This window comes from Ponticoccus sp. (in: a-proteobacteria) (assembly GCF_048381735.1).
On the sequence record NZ_JBLXGL010000010.1, the window covers coordinates 1 to 18832 of the forward strand.

The window sequence follows — 18832 nt, forward strand, 5'->3', positions numbered from 1 at the left end:
TTTCTCCTTTGTGCCGCCGTGACGGGCGCTGCCCGATCGGACGCGTATTTGTGCAGTATGCTTCTCATTTATCCGGACAGGGTCCTGCCCCTCCCGGCCTGGTCTGGCCCGCCCGGCGTCCCGGGCGGGCCGCGAGGCTCAGTCGAAGGGGCTGGCCGATCCGTAATCCGCGCCGCCCACGCTGATCTCGACACTGGCCGGATCGACATCGTCGACATGCGCGGCTTTGTAGTGCGTCACCATCTGCGGAAACATCAGCACCAGGATCACCATGGCCAGCTGGATACAGATGAAGGGGATCGAGCCGCGATAGATTTGCCCGGTGGTCACCCTAGCGACACTCTGGCCGGTCACCTTGTCGGCATAATCCCGGGATGGCGCCACCGAGCGCAGGTAGAACAGCGCAAGGCCGAAGGGCGGATGCATGAACGAGGTCTGCATGTTCACCGCGATCAGGACGCCGAACCAGACCATGTCGATCCCGAAGGTCTCGGCAACCGGGCCGATCAGCGGAATGACGATGAAGGCCAGCTCGAAGAAATCGAGGAAGAAGGCGGCGATGAAGACGAAAACCGACACGAAGATCAGAAATCCCAGCTCTCCGCCCGGCAGGTTCAGCAGCAGGTGTTCGACCCAGAGGTCGCCATTCACCGCCCGAAAGGTGAGTGCAAAGACGGTGGAGCCCACCAGGATGAAGATCGCGAAGCTGGTCAGGCGCATCGTCGCCTCCATCGCCTGGTAGAACCGCGCGAGGCTGAGCCGTTTCTTGGCCAGCGCAAGCACCAGCGCGCCCAAGGCGCCCATTGCGCCGCCTTCGGTCGGGGTGGCGACGCCGATGAAGATCGTGCCGAGCACGAGGAAGATCAGGGTCAGCGGCGGCACCATGGCAAAGATCGTGCGCTGCGCGATCTGCGACAGCAGGGACAACGACAGCAGCCGGTCGACACAGGCTATGGCAAAGACCACGAGGCTCCAGCCGGACAGGGCCAGCACGGTCCGCGCGCCGCGCGTTGCTTCCGGGTCGACCAGCAGGGACATGCCGATCCAGGTCACCACGCCACCGACGGCAAAGGCGACCAACAGCGACAGTGCGCCCGAGCGCCCCTTCTCCGTGCGCCCGGCCATCACCTCGGCGGGCAGCGAGGGCGTCTTGCGCGGCCGGAACAGCGCAATGTAGGCCACATAAAGCATGTAGGCGCCGGTCAGCACGAGGCCCGGGATGATCGCGCCCTGATACATGTCCCCGACCGGACGGCCCAGCTGGTCGGCCAGGATGATCAGGGTGAGCGAGGGCGGAATGATCTGCGAAAGCGTGCCCGAGGCCGCGATCACGCCGGTGGCGACGCTGCGGTCATAGCCGTAGCGCAACATGATCGGCAGCGAGATCAGCCCCATCGAGATCACCGAGGCCGACACCACGCCGGTGGTAGCTGCCAGCAGCGCGCCGACCGCGATCACCGCGAAAGCCAGCCCGCCGCGGACCGGCCCGAAAAGCTGGCCGACCGTCTCCAGCAGGTCCTCGGCCATACCGGAGCGTTCCAGCAGAAGCCCCATGAAGGTGAAGAATGGCAGCGCCAGCAGCACGTCGTTCATCATGATGCCGAAGACGCGCTGCGGCAGGACCTGAAGCAGAGAGGACGACAGAAGCCCCAGCTCGATGCCGACGAAGGCGAAGATGATGCCGCAGGCGGCCAGCGAGAAGGCCACCGGGAAGCCCAGCAGCATCAGCACGATCAGGCTGAAGAACATGATCGGCGCGATGTTTTCGATCAGAAAAGCGGTCATTTGTCGCCCCGTCCCTCGTCGTCGGCCTTGTCCAGCTCGGCCTTCAGTTCCTGCATCAATTCCTCTTCCTCGCTCGGACCGGCAGGCTGCATCGGATCCGGGCACCGGCCCATCAGGAACCCGAGGCATTTGATCAGGTGAGACAGCCCCGCCAGCAGCAGAAATCCGAAACCGAGCGGCACCAGAAGCTTGGCCGGCCAGCGGATCAGCCCCCCGGCATTGGGCGATGTTTCACCGCTTTCGAAAGACGCCAGAAAATTGGGAACGCCGTACCAGACGATCAGCAGAACCGCCGGAAACATCAGGAACACGACCCCAAGGATCTCGATCCAAAGCTGAACGCGCCGCGGAAGTTTCGAGGCCAGGATATCGACCCTGACATGGCCGTTTTTCAAAAGCGTGTATCCGGCCGGCAGCAGAAAGATCACGCCGAAGAGATAAAGCTGGGCTTCCAGCCAGGCGTTCGAGCTGACCTGAAAAAACTTGCGGCTCAGCGCGTTGCCCGCGCTGACCAGGACGGCGATGATGACGGCCCAGGGCAGGATACGCCCCAGAACCAGGCTCATGCCGTCAATGGCGCGCGAGAAATGGAGTAATGCGGTCATTGGCTTCCTTTCGGACACGGGGCAGCGCCCCGGCGCCGCGGGCGGCGGCGCCGGATCATCGTGTCGAAACTGGCTGGAGTTACTGGTTGCGGGTCACGGCGCCGGTGGTGAAGCCGTCCAGGGCGTTCTCGGCGATACGGAACCAGGCCGCCTCGTCCTGCTGGAATTTCTTCCACTGCGGATAGATCTCGGCGAAGCGCGGGCTTTCGTCGGAAAGTTCCTGCCAGACCTCCTGCGCCGCCGCATAGGCCGCTTCCATGACCTCGCGCGGGAAATAGGCCACTTTCGCGCCTTCCGCGATCAGCTTGCGGATGGCGATAGGGTTCAGCGCGTCATACCGCGCCAGCATGTCGCGCGACTGCTCGGCACAGGCGGTCGCGAAGACTGCCTGAAGATCGGCAGGCAGGTTGGCCCAGGCCTCTTGCCCGACAAGACAGGTAATCGCGGCACTGCCTTCCCACCAGCCCGGCGAATAGTAGTAGGGCGCGACCCGGTGCAGACCGAGGCGGTAATCGTCATGCGGGCCGATCCATTCGGCGGCGTCGATCGCGCCCTTCTCCAGCGACGGATAGATGTCGCCGGGGGCGATCTGCTGCGGCACGGCGCCCAGTTTCGACAGCACCTTGCCGCCAATACCGCCGATCCGCATGGTCAGGCCCTTGACGTCTTCGAGCGAGTTGATCTCCTTGCGGAACCAGCCGCCCATCTGCACGCCGGTGTTGCCGACGTTGAAGTTCACCACATTGAAGTCGCTGTAGAGCTTGCGCAGCAGTTCCTGACCGCCGCCCTGCACCAGCCAGGCCAGCTGCTGGCGGGCATTGAGACCGAAGGCCATACCGGCATCGAAGGCAAAGGCCGGCTCGCGGCCGACGTGGAACGAGGCCAGCGTGTGGCAGCACTCGACAGAGCCCTGCCCGACCGCCTCGAGGTTCTGCGGAGCGGGCACGATCTCGCCGCCCGGGAAGACCCGGATCTCGAACCGGCCGCCGGACAGTTCCTTGACCCGTTCGCACAGAAGTTCGGCAGAGCCGTACATCACGTCCAGGGTGTTCGGCCAGCTGGTCGACATGCGCCAGCGGACGACATCCTGGGCGCGGGAAACAGAGGGGGCGGCCATCAGGCCGGCCCCGGTTGCCGCCGCCGTGGCCGTGGCTGTCAGGAAATTGCGTCTTTTCATTCGGTATCCTCCCTTTGGCCGCAGGCTCCTCAACCTGCGATACAATGTATGCTGTACAAATAACATGCAGTACACTGAACGATGTGTCAAGAATACATGTTCAGGAATAAATCGTTTATTTTCAACTCATTGAATGCTCGACAGGAAAAGGAACCGGCCAGAATGTCGCACCGGCAATGCGGCAAACCGCATCGTCATCACGCTGAACCGGCAGAGCCGGAATCGGTGGCGCCAGGCAACATGGCGACCGATTCCGGCGGGCCTTCCGCGCGGTCTAGATCCGCTGGCTCATCGGCGCGCGGGAGGCATCGTTATTCGCGTCGATCATCTTGCGCAAAGCGCGCATGAAGACCTTGTACTCCTCGGGCGTCAGCGGCGACACCATCCGGTCCTGGGCATCTTCCATCAGCGGCTGCACCTCGCGCACCATGCGGCGGCCCGCCTCGGTGATATGCACGATCAGCGCCCGCCGATCCTGCTTGGACCGCTCCCGCGAGGCAAGACCGCGATTGACCAGCCGCTTGATGACATCAGCGCCGCTGGTCCGGTCGATGCCGACGATCTTGGAGATCGACAGCTGATCCATCTCGGCATCCGAGCACAGCACCGAAAGCACCGCAAACTGCACGGCGGTCAGGTCCAGCCCCTCGCAGGCCTGGGTGAACAGGCCGATGTGAATCTGATGCAGACGCCGCACGAGATAACCGGGCCGGTCCCAAAGATCCGCGTATTTCTCGGCGTTCTTGCTCTCGATGGCGGCCTGCTCGTTCACCACGTTGTTCTTCATCACGGTTTAACCTTCTCTACTGGGCCAGGCGCGTCACGCCGGATGGCTGGCGCACTGCCCTTGTAACAATTTCATTGCCTGACGCAAATTAAGGGGTATACTGATCATTGTTGTCAAGGTACTAGACCCACACCTTCCACAACTATCACACGTCGGTCTAGCGCAGCAGGGAATGGAGGCGAGATTGGGCACAGGCATCGGAGCGCGCGTGGCGCGCAAAGAGGACAGTCGGCATCTGAAGGGCAAGGCAGAGTTCGTCGGCGACATCAAGCTTCCGGGCCTGTGGGAGGCGGCCTTCGTCCGCAGCCCGCTGGCCCATGCGACGCTTGGCCGGATCACCAAGCCTGCGGGCGCGGAAGGTCGCGTGTTCACCGCCGAGGACATGAGCGACCTGGCGCCCATTCGCACTGTCTCGACCCTGCCCGGCTACAAGCTTTCGGATTACCCGGCGCTGGCCCGCGACAAGGTGCGCTACGTGGGAGAATGCATTGCCATCTGCATCGCCCCCACCCGCGCCGAGGCCGAAGACCTCGCCGAAGCCGTCGAGGTCGACCTGACGCCCCTGCCTCCGGTGACCGACGTGGTGACCGCGCTGCAGGAGGGCGCGCCGCTGCTGCACGAGGACTGGGGCGACAATCTTTTCCTGACTACCGCATATGACAGCGACCTGAGCGAGGCCAAGGCCAAGGCGACCGTCGTGCTGGAACGCGAGTTCAAAACCGCCCGCCAGGCGATGAACCCGATGGAGGGCAAGGGCGTGCTGGCGCATTGGGACCACAAGGCCGACCAGCTTCAGGTCCATACCTCGACCCAGGTGCCGCATGTGATCCGCACCGGCATTGCCGAATGCCTCGGGCTGGATCAGGCCAATGTTCGGGTGATCGCGCCCGACGTGGGCGGCGGTTTCGGCTACAAATGCGTCCTTCAACCCGAAGAGCTCTCGGTCTCCTGGGTTGCCCGCAAGACCGACCGCCCGATCCGCTGGACCGAGGACCGGCGCGAACACCTGACTGCCGGGGCCAACACCCGCGAACACAGCTACAAGGTCACCGCCTATGCCGACGACAGCGGGCGGCTTCTGGGGCTGGATGCGGATATCTGGGTAGACGTCGGCGCCTATTCGGTCTGGCCCTTCACCGCCTGCCTCGAAGCGGCACAGGCCGGTGGCAACCTGCCCGGCCCCTACGACCTTCCGGCCTATGCCTGCCGGACCTACTCTGTGGCCACCAACAAGCCCGCCTTCACGCCCTACCGCGGGGTGGCGCGCCCCGGGGTCTGCTTCGTGATCGAGCTGATCATGGATGCCATCGCCCGCGCGGTCGACCGCGACCCGCTGGACGTGCGCTGTCTCAACCTCGTGCAGGGCAGCGCGATGCCCTATACCAATATCACCGGCAAGTTCTACGACTCCGGCGATTATCCCGCCGCCGCCCGCGAGGCCGCGCGGATGATCGACGCGGACCAGTTCCGCGAGCGCCAACGCGCCGCCGCGGCCGAGGGCCGGTTCATCGGCCTTGGCTTTGCCAGCTTCACCGAGCAATCCGCCCATGGGGCCAAGGTCTTCGGGTCATGGGGGCTGTCGGTGGTGCCGGGATACGAACAGGCCACCGTCAAGCTGAACCCCTCGGGCGCGGTCGAGGTGCTGTCGGGCAACCACTCCTTCGGCCAGGGGCTGGAGACCACGATCGCGCAGGTTGCCTGCGAATGGCTGAGCGTCGACATCTCGCGCGTGCGCGTGCTGATGGGCGACACCGGGCGGACGCCGAACTCTTTCGGGGCCTTCGCCTCGCGCGGGATGGTGATGGCCGGCGGCGCCGTGTCCAAGGCCGCCGAGGAACTGGCGCGCCGCATTCGGCTGCATGCCGCACATCTGCTGCAATGCCAGCCCGAGGGGGTGGTCCTGCGCGACGGCGCCGCCTGGAACGATCAGGCCTCGGTCAGCTTTGCCGAGATCGCCCGCACCTGGTATCTGCGCCCGGACCTGCTGCCCGAGACCGTCGAAACCACCGGGCTGGAAGTCACCGAGGGCTACAAGCCCGATATCGACACCGGCGTGTTCACCTATGCCACCCATGCGGCCATCGTCGAGGTCGACCCGGACACCGGCCGCACCGAGATCCTCGATTACGTCATTTTCGAGGATTGCGGGCGCCGGGTGAACCCGCTGATCCTGGACGGGCAATCCTATGGCGGCGCGGCGCAGGGGATCGGCACCGCGCTGTTCGAGGAAACCCTTTACGACGGTGCAGGCCAGCCGGTGACCTCGACCCTGGCCGACTACATCATGCCGGGGCCTGCCGAGCTGCCGCATTTCCGGCTGGGGCACAGCGAAACCCTGTCCCCCTATTCGAGGCACGGGATCAAGGGCGTCGGGGAAGGCGCGGCCATTGCGCCCGCGGGCGCCATCGTCAACGCGATCAACAATGCCCTGGCCCCGCTCGGGGTCGAGCTGAACCAGGTGCCCGCAACCCCGCACCGCGTCCTTTCGGCGATCTTCGCCGCGCAATCCAGGAAAGAGGCCGCACAATGAAACCCGTCGCATTCTCGCATCTGCGCGCCGACACCGCCGAGGCCGCAGCCAAGGCACTGGGCCAGGGCGCCAAGATCCTCGCCGGAGGCCAGTCGCTTGGCCCCATGCTGAACCTCAGGCTGGCCCGCCCCGAGGCGCTTGTCGGCGTCTCGCGCCTGCCCGGACTGTCCGAGATCCGCGAGGCCAGGGACCGTATCGTCATCGGGGCGGGCGTCACCCATGCCCGGATCGAGGATGGCGCCGACGCCATCGCGCTGCCGCCGATGATGCGCCACGTGGCACGCGGCATCGCCTATCGCGCGGTGCGCAACAAGGGCACCATCGGCGGGTCGCTGGCCCATGCGGACCCCGCCGCCGACTGGCTGAGCTGCCTGACCGCACTGGATGCCGGGCTGGTCCTTCAGGACGCGACCGGCAAGGACCGGCGGGTGCCGATCGCGGGCTTCATGCTGGGGGCCTATCGCACCGTTCTGGCCCCCGAGGACATCCTGACCGGCATCGAAATCCACCCCCGGATGCGCGTCGCGCTCTGGGGCTACGACAAGGCCTGCCGCAAGGTGGGTGAATTTGCCGATGCCATCGGCGCCCTCGTGGTCCATCCCGACAGCGGCTTCATCCGGCTTGTCGCCGGGGCCACCGGCGGCCCGCCGCTGATCCTGACCGAGCTTGGCGCGGAGATCGCCGCCAGCGCCAGGCATCCCGGTCGCAACGCGGTGCGCGCCGCGCTTTCCGCCCGACTGACCGATGCCGATGACGTGAAGCTGCATCTGCTGACCACGGCCCTGTGCCGCGCGATCGAAAAGGTACTGCCCGCATGACCATGCACACCACTCACCTCGCCACGCAACAAACCGTGCCCGAACCGCTGGACATCCGCCTGACCGTGAACGGCAGCGACAGCGCCGTGCGGGTCGCCCCGCGCACCCAGCTGGCCGAGATCCTGCGCGACGAGCTGAACCTGACCGCCACGCATCTGGCCTGTGAACAGGGGGTCTGCGGCGCCTGCACGGTGATGGTGGACGGGCGCCCGGTCCGCGCCTGCCTGACCTTCGCCCGCGATTGCGACGGCAGCCGGGTCGATACCCTGGAAGGCTGGCAGGGCGACCAGCTGATGGACCGGCTGCGCGATGCCTTCCAGCGCAACCACGCGCTGCAATGCGGCTTCTGCACGCCGGGCATGATGACCACCGCCCGCGACCTCGTAGAGCGGCTGGACAATGCCGATGAGACCCGCATCCGCAACGAGCTGTCCGGCAACCTGTGCCGCTGCACCGGCTATGTCGGCATTGTCGGCGCGATCCGCGAGGTGATCGAGGAACGCGACGCCGCAGGCATTCCCGCCCGCCCGACGGCGCCGATGGCACCACGCCAGGCACCCGGTTTCGCCCCCTTCACCGCCCGCCCGGACACCACCGCCGAGGTCACCCCGGCGATGTCCGGCGAAAGCCGGGTCGAGGACGGCTGGACCGTCGTGCGCCGCAATGTGGTGCTGGACCATCCCCCCGAAGCGGTCTGGGCGCATTTCCGCGATTTGCCCGCAGTGGCGCGATGCCTGCCCGGCGCAGACCTGTCTGAAACCGACGGCGACCGGTTCTCCGGTCATGTCGGCGTGCGCTTCGGCCCGATCTCGGCCCGCTTCGAGGGCGAGGGCCGCTTTGCCGCCGACGATGCCACCCGCGAAGGCAAGGTCAGCGGCCGCGGCAAGGATCGCGGCGGCCAGTCGGGTGTCGAGGGCGAACTGAGCTTCACGGTCAATCAAGGCGAGATGGCCACGAAATCGACAGTCGACGTGGCCTTTCGCTTTCGCATCGAGGGCGTTCTCGGCCAGTTCAACCGCCCCGAACTGGTCAATGGCCTCGTGGACTACATCCTTGGGGAATTCGTGGCCAACTGCAACGCGGTCCTGTCCGGCGGCGCGGTGCGCGAGAGCCGGGGCGTCAGCTTCATGGCCGTGGCCCTGTCGGTCCTCAAGGGGCTGTTCCGGCGCCGCGGCTAATGGGTCCGCTGGCCTTTGGGCCGGTCACGCGAAGGCGCGGGGGCCTGAAGCGCCCCTGTTCGGTCCCGGGGCGTGGGCGACACGCCGGTCGCCCTGCCCCTCTCCGCCAGTTTCCCCACCGGGTTGGAGGCTCCGCGCCACCGCTGAGGGGCCTGCCGGGCGTGCGGATCACCGGCAAACTCCGGTCCCGCGCAGCGGCCAAAGCCGGGATCGCCCCGGGATCGGACAGCGCCAGCACAAATCAGGCCGGGGCCGCGCATCGGCACAGCCCTCGACCGCAATAAACGCCTCGGGCGCCGCAAGCCCCAGCTCCGGGCGCCCCGGCTTCGCCTGACGCGCGATCAGACCGCCCGCCGGGTCAGGCCGACGCGCCGACAGCCTCTCTGCCCGGTCAGACCGCGCGGCAAGGACGACCGCGTTCGGCCTTGCGCCCGACCGTCCCGCCGATCCGATCCCGGACATGCGGCGATGCGGTTCGCGACCCCCGGGGCCGGGCAGCCTGCCAAGGACCCGCCGACGCCATTCCGACTGGACTATGGGTGCAGGGAATGTACTGATGCCGACGCTTGGGCCGGGAAGTCTGGCCGAGGCACAAGATCACTACCTCGTGGGAGTAAACATGGACCGTCGTACATTCATTCGCCGTGGCGCCCTGGCGGGCGCCGGCGCCGCCGCTCTGGCCAGCCCTGCCGTTGCCCAGGAGCGCATCACCTGGCGCATGGTCACCACCTGGCCCAAGAATTTCCCCGGTCTGGGTGTGGGCGCGCAACGCCTGGCCGACCGGATCACCACCGCCTCGGGCGGCCGACTGACCGTGCAGGTCTATGCCGCCGGCGAAATGGTGCCGCCGCTGCAATCGCTGGATGCCGTGATCGACGGCACCGCCGAGATGAGCCACGGGGCCGCATACTACTGGCAGAACAAGTCCACCGCGCTGAACTTCTTCACCGGCGTGCCCTACGGCATGACCTCGCAGGAGCTGGCGGCCTGGGTCGTGCACATGGGCGGCCAGGAGCTGTGGGACGAGGTCTATGACCAGTTCGGCGTTCAGGGCTTCCTGTCGGGCAACACCGGCGTGCAGGCGGGCGGCTGGTTCCGCGACGAACTGACCGGCCTCGACAGCCTGAAGGGCCTGCGCTTCCGCACCCCCGGCCTTGGCGGTCGCGTGTGGGAGAAGATGGGCGCCACCGTGACCAACCTGGCCGCGGGCGAGATCTTCCAGGCGCTGCAATCGGGCGCGCTGGACGCTGCCGAGTTTGTCGGCCCCTACAACGACCTCGCGCTTGGCTTCTACCAAGTGGCGAAGAACTACTACACGCCCTCCTTTACCGAGCCGGGCCTGGCGACCGAACTGGTGGTCGACAAGGCGAAGTTCCAGGAACTGCCCGCCGACCTGCAGGAAATCGTGCGCGCGGTCTGCCAGTCCGAGTACGACACCGTCACCGCGGACTTCATGGCCAACGACCCGCGCGCGCTGCAGACCCTGGTCAACGACCACGGCGTTCAGGTCCGCGCCTTCCCCGAAGAGATCGTCGAGGCCGGCGCCAAGGCGGCGATGGAAGTGATCGCCGAGCTGCGCGATGGCGGCGACGAAATGACCAAGAAGGTCACCGAGCATTTCATCAGCGCGCTGAACCTGATGCGCACCCGCTCGGAAGGCAACGAACGGGGCTACCTGCAGGCGCGGAGCCAGTACTTCACGCTCTGATTTTTCCGTCATCAGAGATGCGAAAGGCCCGGACAGTCGTCCGGGCCTTTTTCGTTTCCGCCGGGCTTCCGGGCCGCCCGGGCCTCTGGCAGGAGGCTTTCAGGCCAGCGGATGAACAGGGCGCCGCAACCTTGGCAAGACATCTCACCGGGGGAACCCGCCGCAGGCGGGCGGGGGCAGCGCCCCGCTTTTTCCGCCAACCCTCCCCGTCAGCCCGCGATCACCGAGGGCAGCCAGGTGACGACGCCCGGGAAGGCGAAAAGCAGCGCGATGGCCAGGATCTGCAGCACCACGAAGGGCAGGATGCCCCGATAGATGGCCGAGGTCGGCACGCTGTCGGGGGCCACGCCGCGCAGGTAGAACAGCGCGAAGCCGAAGGGCGGCGTCAGGAAGGAGGTCTGCAGGTTCACCCCCACCATGACCCCCAGCCAGACCGGGCTGATGTCCATGGCCAGCAGGACCGGCGCGGTGATCGGGATGACGATGAAGATGATCTCGAAGGTATCGAGGATGAAGCCCAGCACGAACATGATCGCCATGACCACCGCGACCGCCATCAGCGGGCCGCCGGGCAGGCCGGTCAGGAACTCATGCACCAGATTGTCGCCGCCCATCATCCGGAACACCACCGAGAAGACCGCGGCGCCGAAGAGGATGATGAAGACCATGCTGGTGATGGTGGCGGTCTGCACCGCCGTCTCGTGCAGGATCCTGCCCGACAGCTTCCAGCGGAAGGCGGCCAGCAGCGTGGCACCCACGGCACCGACCGAGGCCGCCTCGGTGGGCGTGGCGATGCCACCCAGGATCGAGCCCAGAACCGCCAGGATCAGCAGCAGCGGCGGCAGCAGCGCGGTGAAGACCTCGCGCTTCAGATGGGCCTTTTCCTCGGGCGGGACGGGGGTGGCGGGGCAGCTTTCGGGGTCGGTGATCGCCTTGAAGATCACCCAGCCGATGTAAAGCAGCACCAGCATCACGCCCGGCAGCATGGCGCCCGCGAAGAGGTCGCCCACGGACACCGGGGTGGGGGCGAAGTTGCCCTTGGCCATCTGCACCTGAGCGTTGATGCCCGACAGCATGTCGCCCATGAAGATCAGCACCGTCGAGGGCGGAATGATCTGGCCCAGCGTGCCCGAGGCGCAGATCACACCGGTCGCCAGCGTCGGCTTGTAGCCCGCCCGCATCATCGCGGGCAGCGAGATCAGCCCCATGGTGACCACCGTGGCGCCCACGACGCCGGTCGAGGCGGCCAGCATGGCGCCCACGATGACGACCGAGATCGCCAGGCCGCCGCGCATGTTGCCAAACAGCTTGCCCATGGTCAGCAGCAGCTGCTCGGCGATCTGCGAGCGCTCCAGCATCACCCCCATGAAGACGAAAAGCGGCACCGCCACCAGCACCTCGTTGGTCATGTAGCCTATGTAGCGGTTCGGCAGAGAGCCGAAGTTCGAGGGGTCGAAGACGCCGTAGTACATGCCCACCGCACCGAAGAGCAGCGAGGTGCCCGCGAGGGTGAAGGCCACCGGGAAGCCCAGCAGCAGGAAGGCGATGATGCCGAAGAACATCAGGCCGGCGAGGATTTCTCCGATGAGGACGGGATCCATCAGACGGCCTCCGTGGGGTGGGTGGGATCTTCGGCGCGGGAATAGCGCAGCCGCTCGGGGACCAGGTCTTCGCGGCCCGCCAGCATCAGGACCGAGCGCAGCACCATGGCCAGCCCCTGCAGGGCGATCAGCAGGGCGAAGGCCAGGATGAAGGTCTTCAGCACGTAAAGGCCGGGCATGCCGCCGACATTGGCCGAGCCCTCGCCGTAGCGCCAGGACCGCTGCACGAAGGGCAGCGCATAGATCCAGACCACATACATCGACGGCATCAGGAAAAGCAGCACGCCCATCAGGTCGATCACCGCCTTTTTCCGCAGCGAGGCCGGGCGGTAGAAGATGTCGACGCGGACATGGTTGTCACGCAGCAGCGCAAAACCCGCGACGCCGGTGAACATGGCCCCGTTGAGCCAGATGTAGAGATCCTGCATCCAGACGTGGCTGACGGCAAAGAAATAGCGCTGCACCACCACGGTGAAGCAGACAAGCACGATGCCGACCGAGAGCCAGGACAGGATTGTCCCGAGCACGGTGTTGATCGTGCAGATGACGGCGGCGAGCCGCCCGAGGATCTTCATGGTGCTTCCTCCCTCTGCGGGCCACGCCCGGCCTTGCGGTTGCGTGTTCTATGCCTTCAGAGCGCAGGGAGTCCAAGTGGCTTTGTCACGTTGCCCGGCCCCGAGCGCCGCGACCCGCATCGCCGGTTACGGGCGATCCGAACGGCGGCCTGGGCGGTGGAAAGGCCAAACGCCTCCGCCCTTGCAGGCCGGTCCGATCGGGCAGAGCGGCCTTGGCGCGCCGGGCGGACCATGCGCACGGTCCACTCCTGCGTCGTGAGAAACCGGGGGAACCGGACCCGCAGAGCCGCCCTGCCCGCCTCAGGCGGACCTGTTCTGACAAGACCGGTCGGACGGACCCCGGACAGAAGCGCTCGGCCGCAGTATCATGTCCGCAGCCTTTTCGGCGATCATGACCACCGGAGAAGCGGTGTTGCCGGAAACGATCCTGGGCATGATCGACGCGTCGATCACGCGCAGACCCTCCAGTCCGCGCACGCGCAGCGCCGGGTCGACAACCGCATCAGGATCGTTGCCCATCCGGCAAGTTCCGACGGGATGGAAAATCGTCGTGGCAATGTCACCCACCACGCGAAGCAGGTCCTGCTCGTCCGTGCAGGGGGCACCGGGCAGCAGTTCCTCGGGCTGGTAGGGCGCCAGGGCACGCGCCGACATGATCTTTCGGGCCTGGCGGATGGACTGGACCGCGATGCGGCGGTCGCTCTCGGCGGACAGGTAGTTCAGCCGGATCTCGGACTGCCTGTCGACGTCCGGCGAAGCGATATGAGTCGCGCCGACGCTGTCGGGTCGCAGGTTGCAGACCGACAGGGTGATCGCCGGAAAGGGGTGCAGCGGATCGCCCAGCCGGTCCGTCGACAGCGGCTGCACATGGTATTCGAGGTCCGGGGTGATCCGGGAAGGATCCGACCGCGTGAACATGCCGAACTGGCTGGGGGCCATCGACATCGGACCCGACCGCGCCAGCCCGTATTGCAGCGCGATCCGGGCCTTCCCGGCAAGGCTGTTTGCCATCGTGTTCAGCGTCTGCGCGTTGCGAACCTTGAACACCGTGCGGATTTGCAGGTGATCCTGCAGGTTTTCGCCCACGCCCGGCATCTCGTGCAGCACGTCGATGCCATGGGCCGACAGCACATCGGGCCGTCCGATCCCCGACAGCTCCAGCAGTCTGGGCGAATTGATCGCCCCTGCCGCCAGCAGGACCTCGGCGCGGGCGCGCGCCTCGAAGACCCGCCCCTTGCGGCGATACCGGACGCCCTGCACCCGGCGGCCCTCCATGATCAGCCGGTCGCTGCACGCGCCGGTCAGCACCCGCAGGTTCGGTCGTTTCATGGCCGGGCGCAGGAACCCCTTCGCCGTGTTCCAGCGCACACCGTTCTTCTGGTTGACCTCGAAAAAGCCGGACCCCTCGTTGTTGCCATCGTTGAAATCGGCGCGCGGCATGATGCCGAATTCCTTGGCACCCTCCTGCACCGCTTCGAGAATGTCCCAACTCAGCCGCTGTTTCGAAACCTTCCAGGGCCCGCCGCTGCGATGCAGGGCGCTGTCGCCGCCGTGATGATCCTCGGATTTCAGGAAATAGGGCAGGACGTCGTCCCAACCCCAGCCGGTATTGCCTAGCTGACGCCAGTGATCGTAATCCGCCGCCTGCCCGCGCATGTAGATCATGCCGTTGACCGACGAGCAGCCGCCCAGCACCTTGCCGCGCGGATAGACAAGGCTGCGCCCGTTCAGCCCCGGCTCGGGCGCCGTCTTCATCATCCAGTCGGTGCGCGGATTTCCGATGCAATAGAGATAGCCGACCGGGATATGCACCCAGTGGTAATTGTCGCTGCCGCCCGCTTCGAGCAGCAGGACACGCGTCTTCGGATCGGCGCTCAGACGGTTGGCCAGCACGCATCCCGCGGTGCCGCCGCCGACGATGATATAATCGTATTCCCCGTCAGGACGGGCCGGGTCGGTCATGATCGTTCCCTTTCGCGGTCAATGTCGGGCACTGGCCCGTGCCGCATGCTGCCTCTGCCAGAAAGAGCACATCGCCTCGGCAAGCGCCTGGTAGGCCTGGTATCGCTCGGCGTAATGCGCTGTCATTTCGGTGCGCGGCTCGTAGCCCTGGCGGATCCGCGTCATCCGCGCCACGCCTTCTTCGTAGCTGTCCACCCTGCCGGTCGCCAGGGCCGCGCCGATCGCCGCACCAAGCGCGCCGGTCTCGCGCGCTTCGGCGACCGAGATCGGCACGCCCAGCACGTCCGCGAAGATCTGCGGCCAATGCGGACTGCGCGACCCGCCGCCCGACAGGACCGCATTGCCGAACGCGACCCCGGCTGCACGCAAGACTTCGATGTGGCGCAGATGCTCGAAGGTGACACCCTCGAAAAGCGCCCGAAGCAGATGGCCTTCGCCGTGCCAGCCCGCCAGCCCGAAGAAACCGGCCCGGTAGTCCGCCCCCTGCCCCGATCCGTAGAGGAAGGGGTGAAAGAAGGGATCGTCCCGCGCGGGCGTCACCGAGCCCAGCCGATCGTTGCAGAGCCCGAAGGGGTCGTCGTGATGCCCGCCCCGCTCCACCAGTTCGCGCACATACCATTCCAGGTTGGCCGCCGAGGTGGCGCTGGATTCGATATTGACGAAGCGGCCCGGCCCGAACCCGGCAACCATGAAGACGCTGTCGTCCACCACCGGGGTTTCGGAAAAGACCTGGTTGATGCTCCAGGTTCCGGCGATGATCGAGGCCTCGCCCGGCGCCACCACGCCCGAGCCCATCGCGCTGGACACCACGTCGAAATAGCCGCCGATGACCGGCGTGCCCGCGGCCAGCCCGGTGACGGCGGCGGCCTCGGGCGTGATCCGCCCGGCAATCTCGGCCGGGTCGATCAGCCGGGGCAGCAGCGGGCGCGCATCCTCCAACCCGTAGAGCGCCAGAAGCGCGTCGTCATAGGCGCAGTCCGGCATCCGCGTCAGCCCGCAGCCCGACATGTCCGAGTACTCGCTGACCCGTTCTCCGGTCAGCTTGTAGGTCAGGACATCCTTGCACAGCAAAAGGGTCCTGGCGCGGTCATAGATATCGGGGCGATGCCGCTTGATCCAGGCCAGCAGAACCGGCGTCTGCGACGGCCAGGGTTTCTGAAGGCACAAAGCGTGCAGCGCATCGCCCGAGGTGGCGGCCAGTTCCGCAGCCAGATCCGCCGCCCGGCTGTCGAGCGACTGGATGCCCACCAGCGGCGCGCCCCCGGCGTCCAGAAGATAAAGCCCGTTGCCGTGGCCCGCGCAGCCGACGGCGACAATCTGGCCCGGGTCGATCCCGGCGCGCGCGATACAGGTCGAGATCGCGGTGCCCGCGTTGCGCCACAGCTCGTCGAGGTCGCGTTCCACATGCCCCGGCGCGGGGGTGGCGGATTGCCCGTCGAGCGCGTGCATCGCCACCTGGCGGCCTTCGAGGTCGAAGAGAACCGCCTTGATGATCGTATTGCCCGCGTCCAACCCCAAAAGGTATTCGCCCGCCTCAGCCGCCATTGTAGATCTCCCAGGCTTCTTCGCCGCTGGCGCCCTGGTGAATCTGCGCCATCAGCGCGGCAACCACGGCCCTGGGGTTGTCATGCTGATAGATGTTGCGGCCATAGACCATCCCCTTGGCCCCCTGGGCCATCAGCGCCGCCGATTTCGCCAGCACCGTCTTCAGATCGGCCTTGCCCCCGCCGCGCACCAGCACCGGCACGCGGGCGGCCTCGACGACACGGTGGAAGTCTTCCGCGTCGTCGGTCGGGTCTGCCTTGATGATATCGGCGCCCATTTCCGAGGCCAGTCGCGTCAGCGTCACGATCTTCTCGGCGTCGCCGTCGACCTGGTAGCCGCCGCGCACGTCGTTGGGCAGCATGACAAGCGGTTCGATCATCAGCGGCATCCCGTACTTGCTGCAGGCTGCGCGCACGCGCGAGATGTTCTCGACGCATTGGCGGAACAGCTCCGGCTCGTCGGGCAGCATGAACAGGTTCACGACGACGCAGGCCGCATCCATTTCCAGCGCGCCGATGATGGGTTCGTCGGCGTTCTGCAGCATCGACCACATCACGCGGTGGCGCTGATCGTTGTAGGGGTTGCCCATGTCGATGCGCATCACCAGCGCGGGCTTGTCCTTTTCGGGACGCGATTGCAGCAGGTCCGCCTGACCGTAGGCGCATTGGATGGCATCCGGGCGCGCCGCGATCAGCGCGTCCATCACCCTGGGCATGTCCTCCAGCCCGTTCAGAAAGCTGGGTTCGTTGCAGACACCGTGATCGATGGCCACATCGAGGCAGCCGCCATTGGTAAACATCCGGTTCATTCTGGCTTTGGGGCTCAGGCGCATTTGTCTCTCCGTTCGTGATTGCGGTGTTTCAGGACTTCCGGCGTGACGCCGTGATAGTCGGACAGGGTTTCGATAAGTGCGGCGGTCTGCCGGGCGATCTGCTCGGCCGTCAGGCCGCGGGCCTTCGCCAGCCTTTCGGCAATATGCGCGATGATATCGGCACTGATCCTGCCGGTGATCGCCAGCGAGGTGCGGCGCAGGACGATATCGGACAGGGTTTCCACGAATTCGTTGGCGATCAGCCAGTCGACCTCGGCGGTGCTGTGCGGCAAATCGCGGGCCAGCGGCGCATCGTCGCCCTGCGCGGCACAGAAGGCCATCACATCGAAGGCCTGGCAGCCGTAGTGGTCGGCAAGGTGGGCCGCGCGGGGCGCGTCTATTGCGAACCGCTCTGTCAGCCGGTTCGCGACGTCGGCCGCTGTGGCGGGGAACTCTGCGCCGCCGCCGATCTTGCACCCGGCGGTGTCGCACAGTCTCGGGCGGCCAAGCTCGGCCAGCACCGCATCGGCGGTCTGCTCTGCAAAGGCGCGGAAGGTCGTCCACTTGCCGCCCACCATGCAGAATTGCGGCGACGTCCCCGGCAGCCGCCGGACGAAATGCCCCCGCGAGATCCGCCCGGTAAAATCGTGATCGCTTTTCGGCAGCGGGCGGATGCCGCTGTAGCTGAAGACCACCTCTTCGGCGGTGACGGCAATCTCGGGAAAGACCAGCCGCAGCGAGGCCAGGATATAGTCGCGCTCGGCATCTTCGCAGCGGACCTTCGTGGTTTCAGCGACCCGGATGTCGGTGGAACCCGCCAAGACCTGCCCCAGGTAGGGAAAGACGATGCAGATACGCCCGTCGGCGTTCTCAAAATAGACGAGGTGACCGTCCAGCGCGGCATGGAGCGCCGCGTTGTCGAGGATCAGATGCGACCCCTTGGTGCCCGAGACCATCCGTTCGCCCGCAGGCTTGCCGAGGCTTTCGGCGGTGGCGTCAAGCCAAGCGCCGGTGGCATTGACGATGGCGCGGGCCTGCACCGGGCGGCGGGCACCGGTTCGGGTGCACCTGAGCTCGAAGCCGCTGCCCGTACTGGCAATTTCGGCATAGTTCAGCGCCACCGCCTGCGAATGATCCCGCGCCACATCCCTCAGCATCTCGACGCAGAGCCGTTCGGGATGGCTGATCCAGGCGTCGTAATAGACAGCCGAGAAGCGCGCCTCGGGCGTCAGGTCCGGCCAGCGCTGGCGGGTGCCGCGCCCGGAGTTGAACCTGTGGCGCGGCATGACGCGCCGCTTGCGCGTCACCCAGTCGTACAGGGAAAGCCCCAGCTTGATCGGCAGGGCACCGCGGTTCGCCGGTTTTCCAGACCGGCCCAGAAAGCTTGCCGCGCCGTTGAGCAACCCGGAAAAGACCGAGGAAATGGGGATCAGCGTCGGCAGTGGGCGCACCATGTGCGGAGCGTTGGCCAACAGCAGATCGCGCTCGCGCAGCGACTCGCGCACCAGGTCGAACTCGCCGTTCTCCAGGTAGCGCAAGCCGCCGTGGATCATCCGCGAAGGCGCCGCGCTGCACCCCGAGGCGAAATCCTCGCGCTCGACCAGAAGCACGCGCAGCCCCTGCATCGCCAGATCGCGGTACACGCCGATGCCGTTGACGCCACCGCCGACGACCAGCACGTCGAACGCGCTGTCGCTTTCCACCCTGGACCATTGCTCGGACCGCCTTGCGGACATGGCTTCCCCTTTCG

14 protein-coding genes are annotated in these 18832 nt (G+C 66.5%); 4 read left to right on the plus strand and 10 right to left on the minus strand.

Going from position 1 to position 18832, the window contains the following annotated elements; all coding sequences use genetic code 11:
• Positions 1-138: 138 nt before the first annotated feature.
• The 4 genes from ACN5KJ_RS15660 to ACN5KJ_RS15675 form a co-directional block, all read right to left on the minus strand.
• Positions 139-1785: a TRAP transporter large permease gene (locus tag ACN5KJ_RS15660; RefSeq protein ID WP_418594931.1), complete on the minus strand. Its 1647-nt coding sequence runs from the start codon at positions 1783-1785 to the stop codon at positions 139-141.
• Positions 1782-2408, minus strand: coding sequence for a TRAP transporter small permease subunit (locus ACN5KJ_RS15665; protein WP_418594932.1), 627 nt, complete (start codon positions 2406-2408; stop codon positions 1782-1784). Before ACN5KJ_RS15665 ends, ACN5KJ_RS15660 begins: the two co-directional genes overlap by 4 nt.
• Positions 2409-2469: 61 nt before the next feature.
• Complete coding sequence (locus ACN5KJ_RS15670) at positions 2470-3567, minus strand: TRAP transporter substrate-binding protein (protein WP_418594933.1); 1098 nt, start codon at positions 3565-3567, stop codon at positions 2470-2472.
• Positions 3568-3841: 274 nt separating this feature from the next.
• On the minus strand, positions 3842-4354 hold the full coding sequence (locus ACN5KJ_RS15675) for a MarR family winged helix-turn-helix transcriptional regulator (RefSeq protein ID WP_418595064.1): 513 nt from the start codon (positions 4352-4354) through the stop codon (positions 3842-3844).
• 208 nt (positions 4355-4562) lie between these two features.
• Between ACN5KJ_RS15675 and ACN5KJ_RS15680 the strand changes: the two genes are divergently transcribed.
• The 4 genes from ACN5KJ_RS15680 to ACN5KJ_RS15695 all read left to right on the plus strand — a co-directional run bounded on the left by ACN5KJ_RS15680 (position 4563) and on the right by ACN5KJ_RS15695 (position 10588).
• Positions 4563-6884 carry a xanthine dehydrogenase family protein molybdopterin-binding subunit gene (locus ACN5KJ_RS15680; RefSeq protein ID WP_418594934.1) on the plus strand — a complete coding sequence of 774 codons (2322 nt, stop codon included), beginning with the start codon at positions 4563-4565 and terminating at the stop codon, positions 6882-6884.
• Positions 6881-7702 carry an FAD binding domain-containing protein gene (locus ACN5KJ_RS15685; protein ID WP_418594935.1) on the plus strand — a complete coding sequence of 274 codons (822 nt, stop codon included), beginning with the start codon at positions 6881-6883 and terminating at the stop codon, positions 7700-7702. The genes ACN5KJ_RS15680 and ACN5KJ_RS15685 overlap by 4 nt, the downstream gene beginning before the upstream one ends.
• The gene (locus tag ACN5KJ_RS15690; protein WP_418594936.1) at positions 7699-8880 is read left to right on the plus strand and encodes a 2Fe-2S iron-sulfur cluster-binding protein; all 1182 of its coding nucleotides are present in this window, start codon (positions 7699-7701) and stop codon (positions 8878-8880) included. Before ACN5KJ_RS15685 ends, ACN5KJ_RS15690 begins: the two co-directional genes overlap by 4 nt.
• Positions 8881-9499: 619 nt before the next feature.
• Entirely contained in the window at positions 9500-10588 is a 1089-nt protein-coding gene (locus ACN5KJ_RS15695) for a TRAP transporter substrate-binding protein (RefSeq protein ID WP_347168460.1), read from the plus strand.
• 209 nt (positions 10589-10797) lie between these two features.
• Here ACN5KJ_RS15695 and ACN5KJ_RS15700 read toward each other — a convergent pair whose 3' ends face one another.
• The 6 genes from ACN5KJ_RS15700 to ACN5KJ_RS15725 form a co-directional block, all read right to left on the minus strand.
• Complete coding sequence (locus tag ACN5KJ_RS15700; RefSeq protein WP_347168461.1) at positions 10798-12189, minus strand: TRAP transporter large permease subunit; 1392 nt, start codon at positions 12187-12189, stop codon at positions 10798-10800.
• The gene (locus tag ACN5KJ_RS15705; RefSeq protein WP_347168462.1) at positions 12189-12764 is read right to left on the minus strand and encodes a TRAP transporter small permease subunit; all 576 of its coding nucleotides are present in this window, start codon (positions 12762-12764) and stop codon (positions 12189-12191) included. The genes ACN5KJ_RS15700 and ACN5KJ_RS15705 overlap by 1 nt, the downstream gene beginning before the upstream one ends.
• Before the next feature lie 300 nt (positions 12765-13064).
• Complete coding sequence (locus tag ACN5KJ_RS15710; RefSeq protein ID WP_418594937.1) at positions 13065-14726, minus strand: GMC family oxidoreductase; 1662 nt, start codon at positions 14724-14726, stop codon at positions 13065-13067.
• Between the two features lie 18 nt (positions 14727-14744).
• Entirely contained in the window at positions 14745-16271 is a 1527-nt protein-coding gene (locus tag ACN5KJ_RS15715) for an FGGY-family carbohydrate kinase (protein WP_418594938.1), read from the minus strand.
• A complete protein-coding gene (locus tag ACN5KJ_RS15720) occupies positions 16261-17079 on the minus strand; it encodes a class I fructose-bisphosphate aldolase (protein WP_418594939.1) in 819 nt (272 codons plus the stop codon). Before ACN5KJ_RS15720 ends, ACN5KJ_RS15715 begins: the two co-directional genes overlap by 11 nt.
• Positions 17080-17093: 14 nt before the next feature.
• Entirely contained in the window at positions 17094-18818 is a 1725-nt protein-coding gene (locus ACN5KJ_RS15725; protein ID WP_418594940.1) for a glycerol-3-phosphate dehydrogenase/oxidase, read from the minus strand.
• Between the last annotated feature and the right edge of the window lie 14 nt (positions 18819-18832).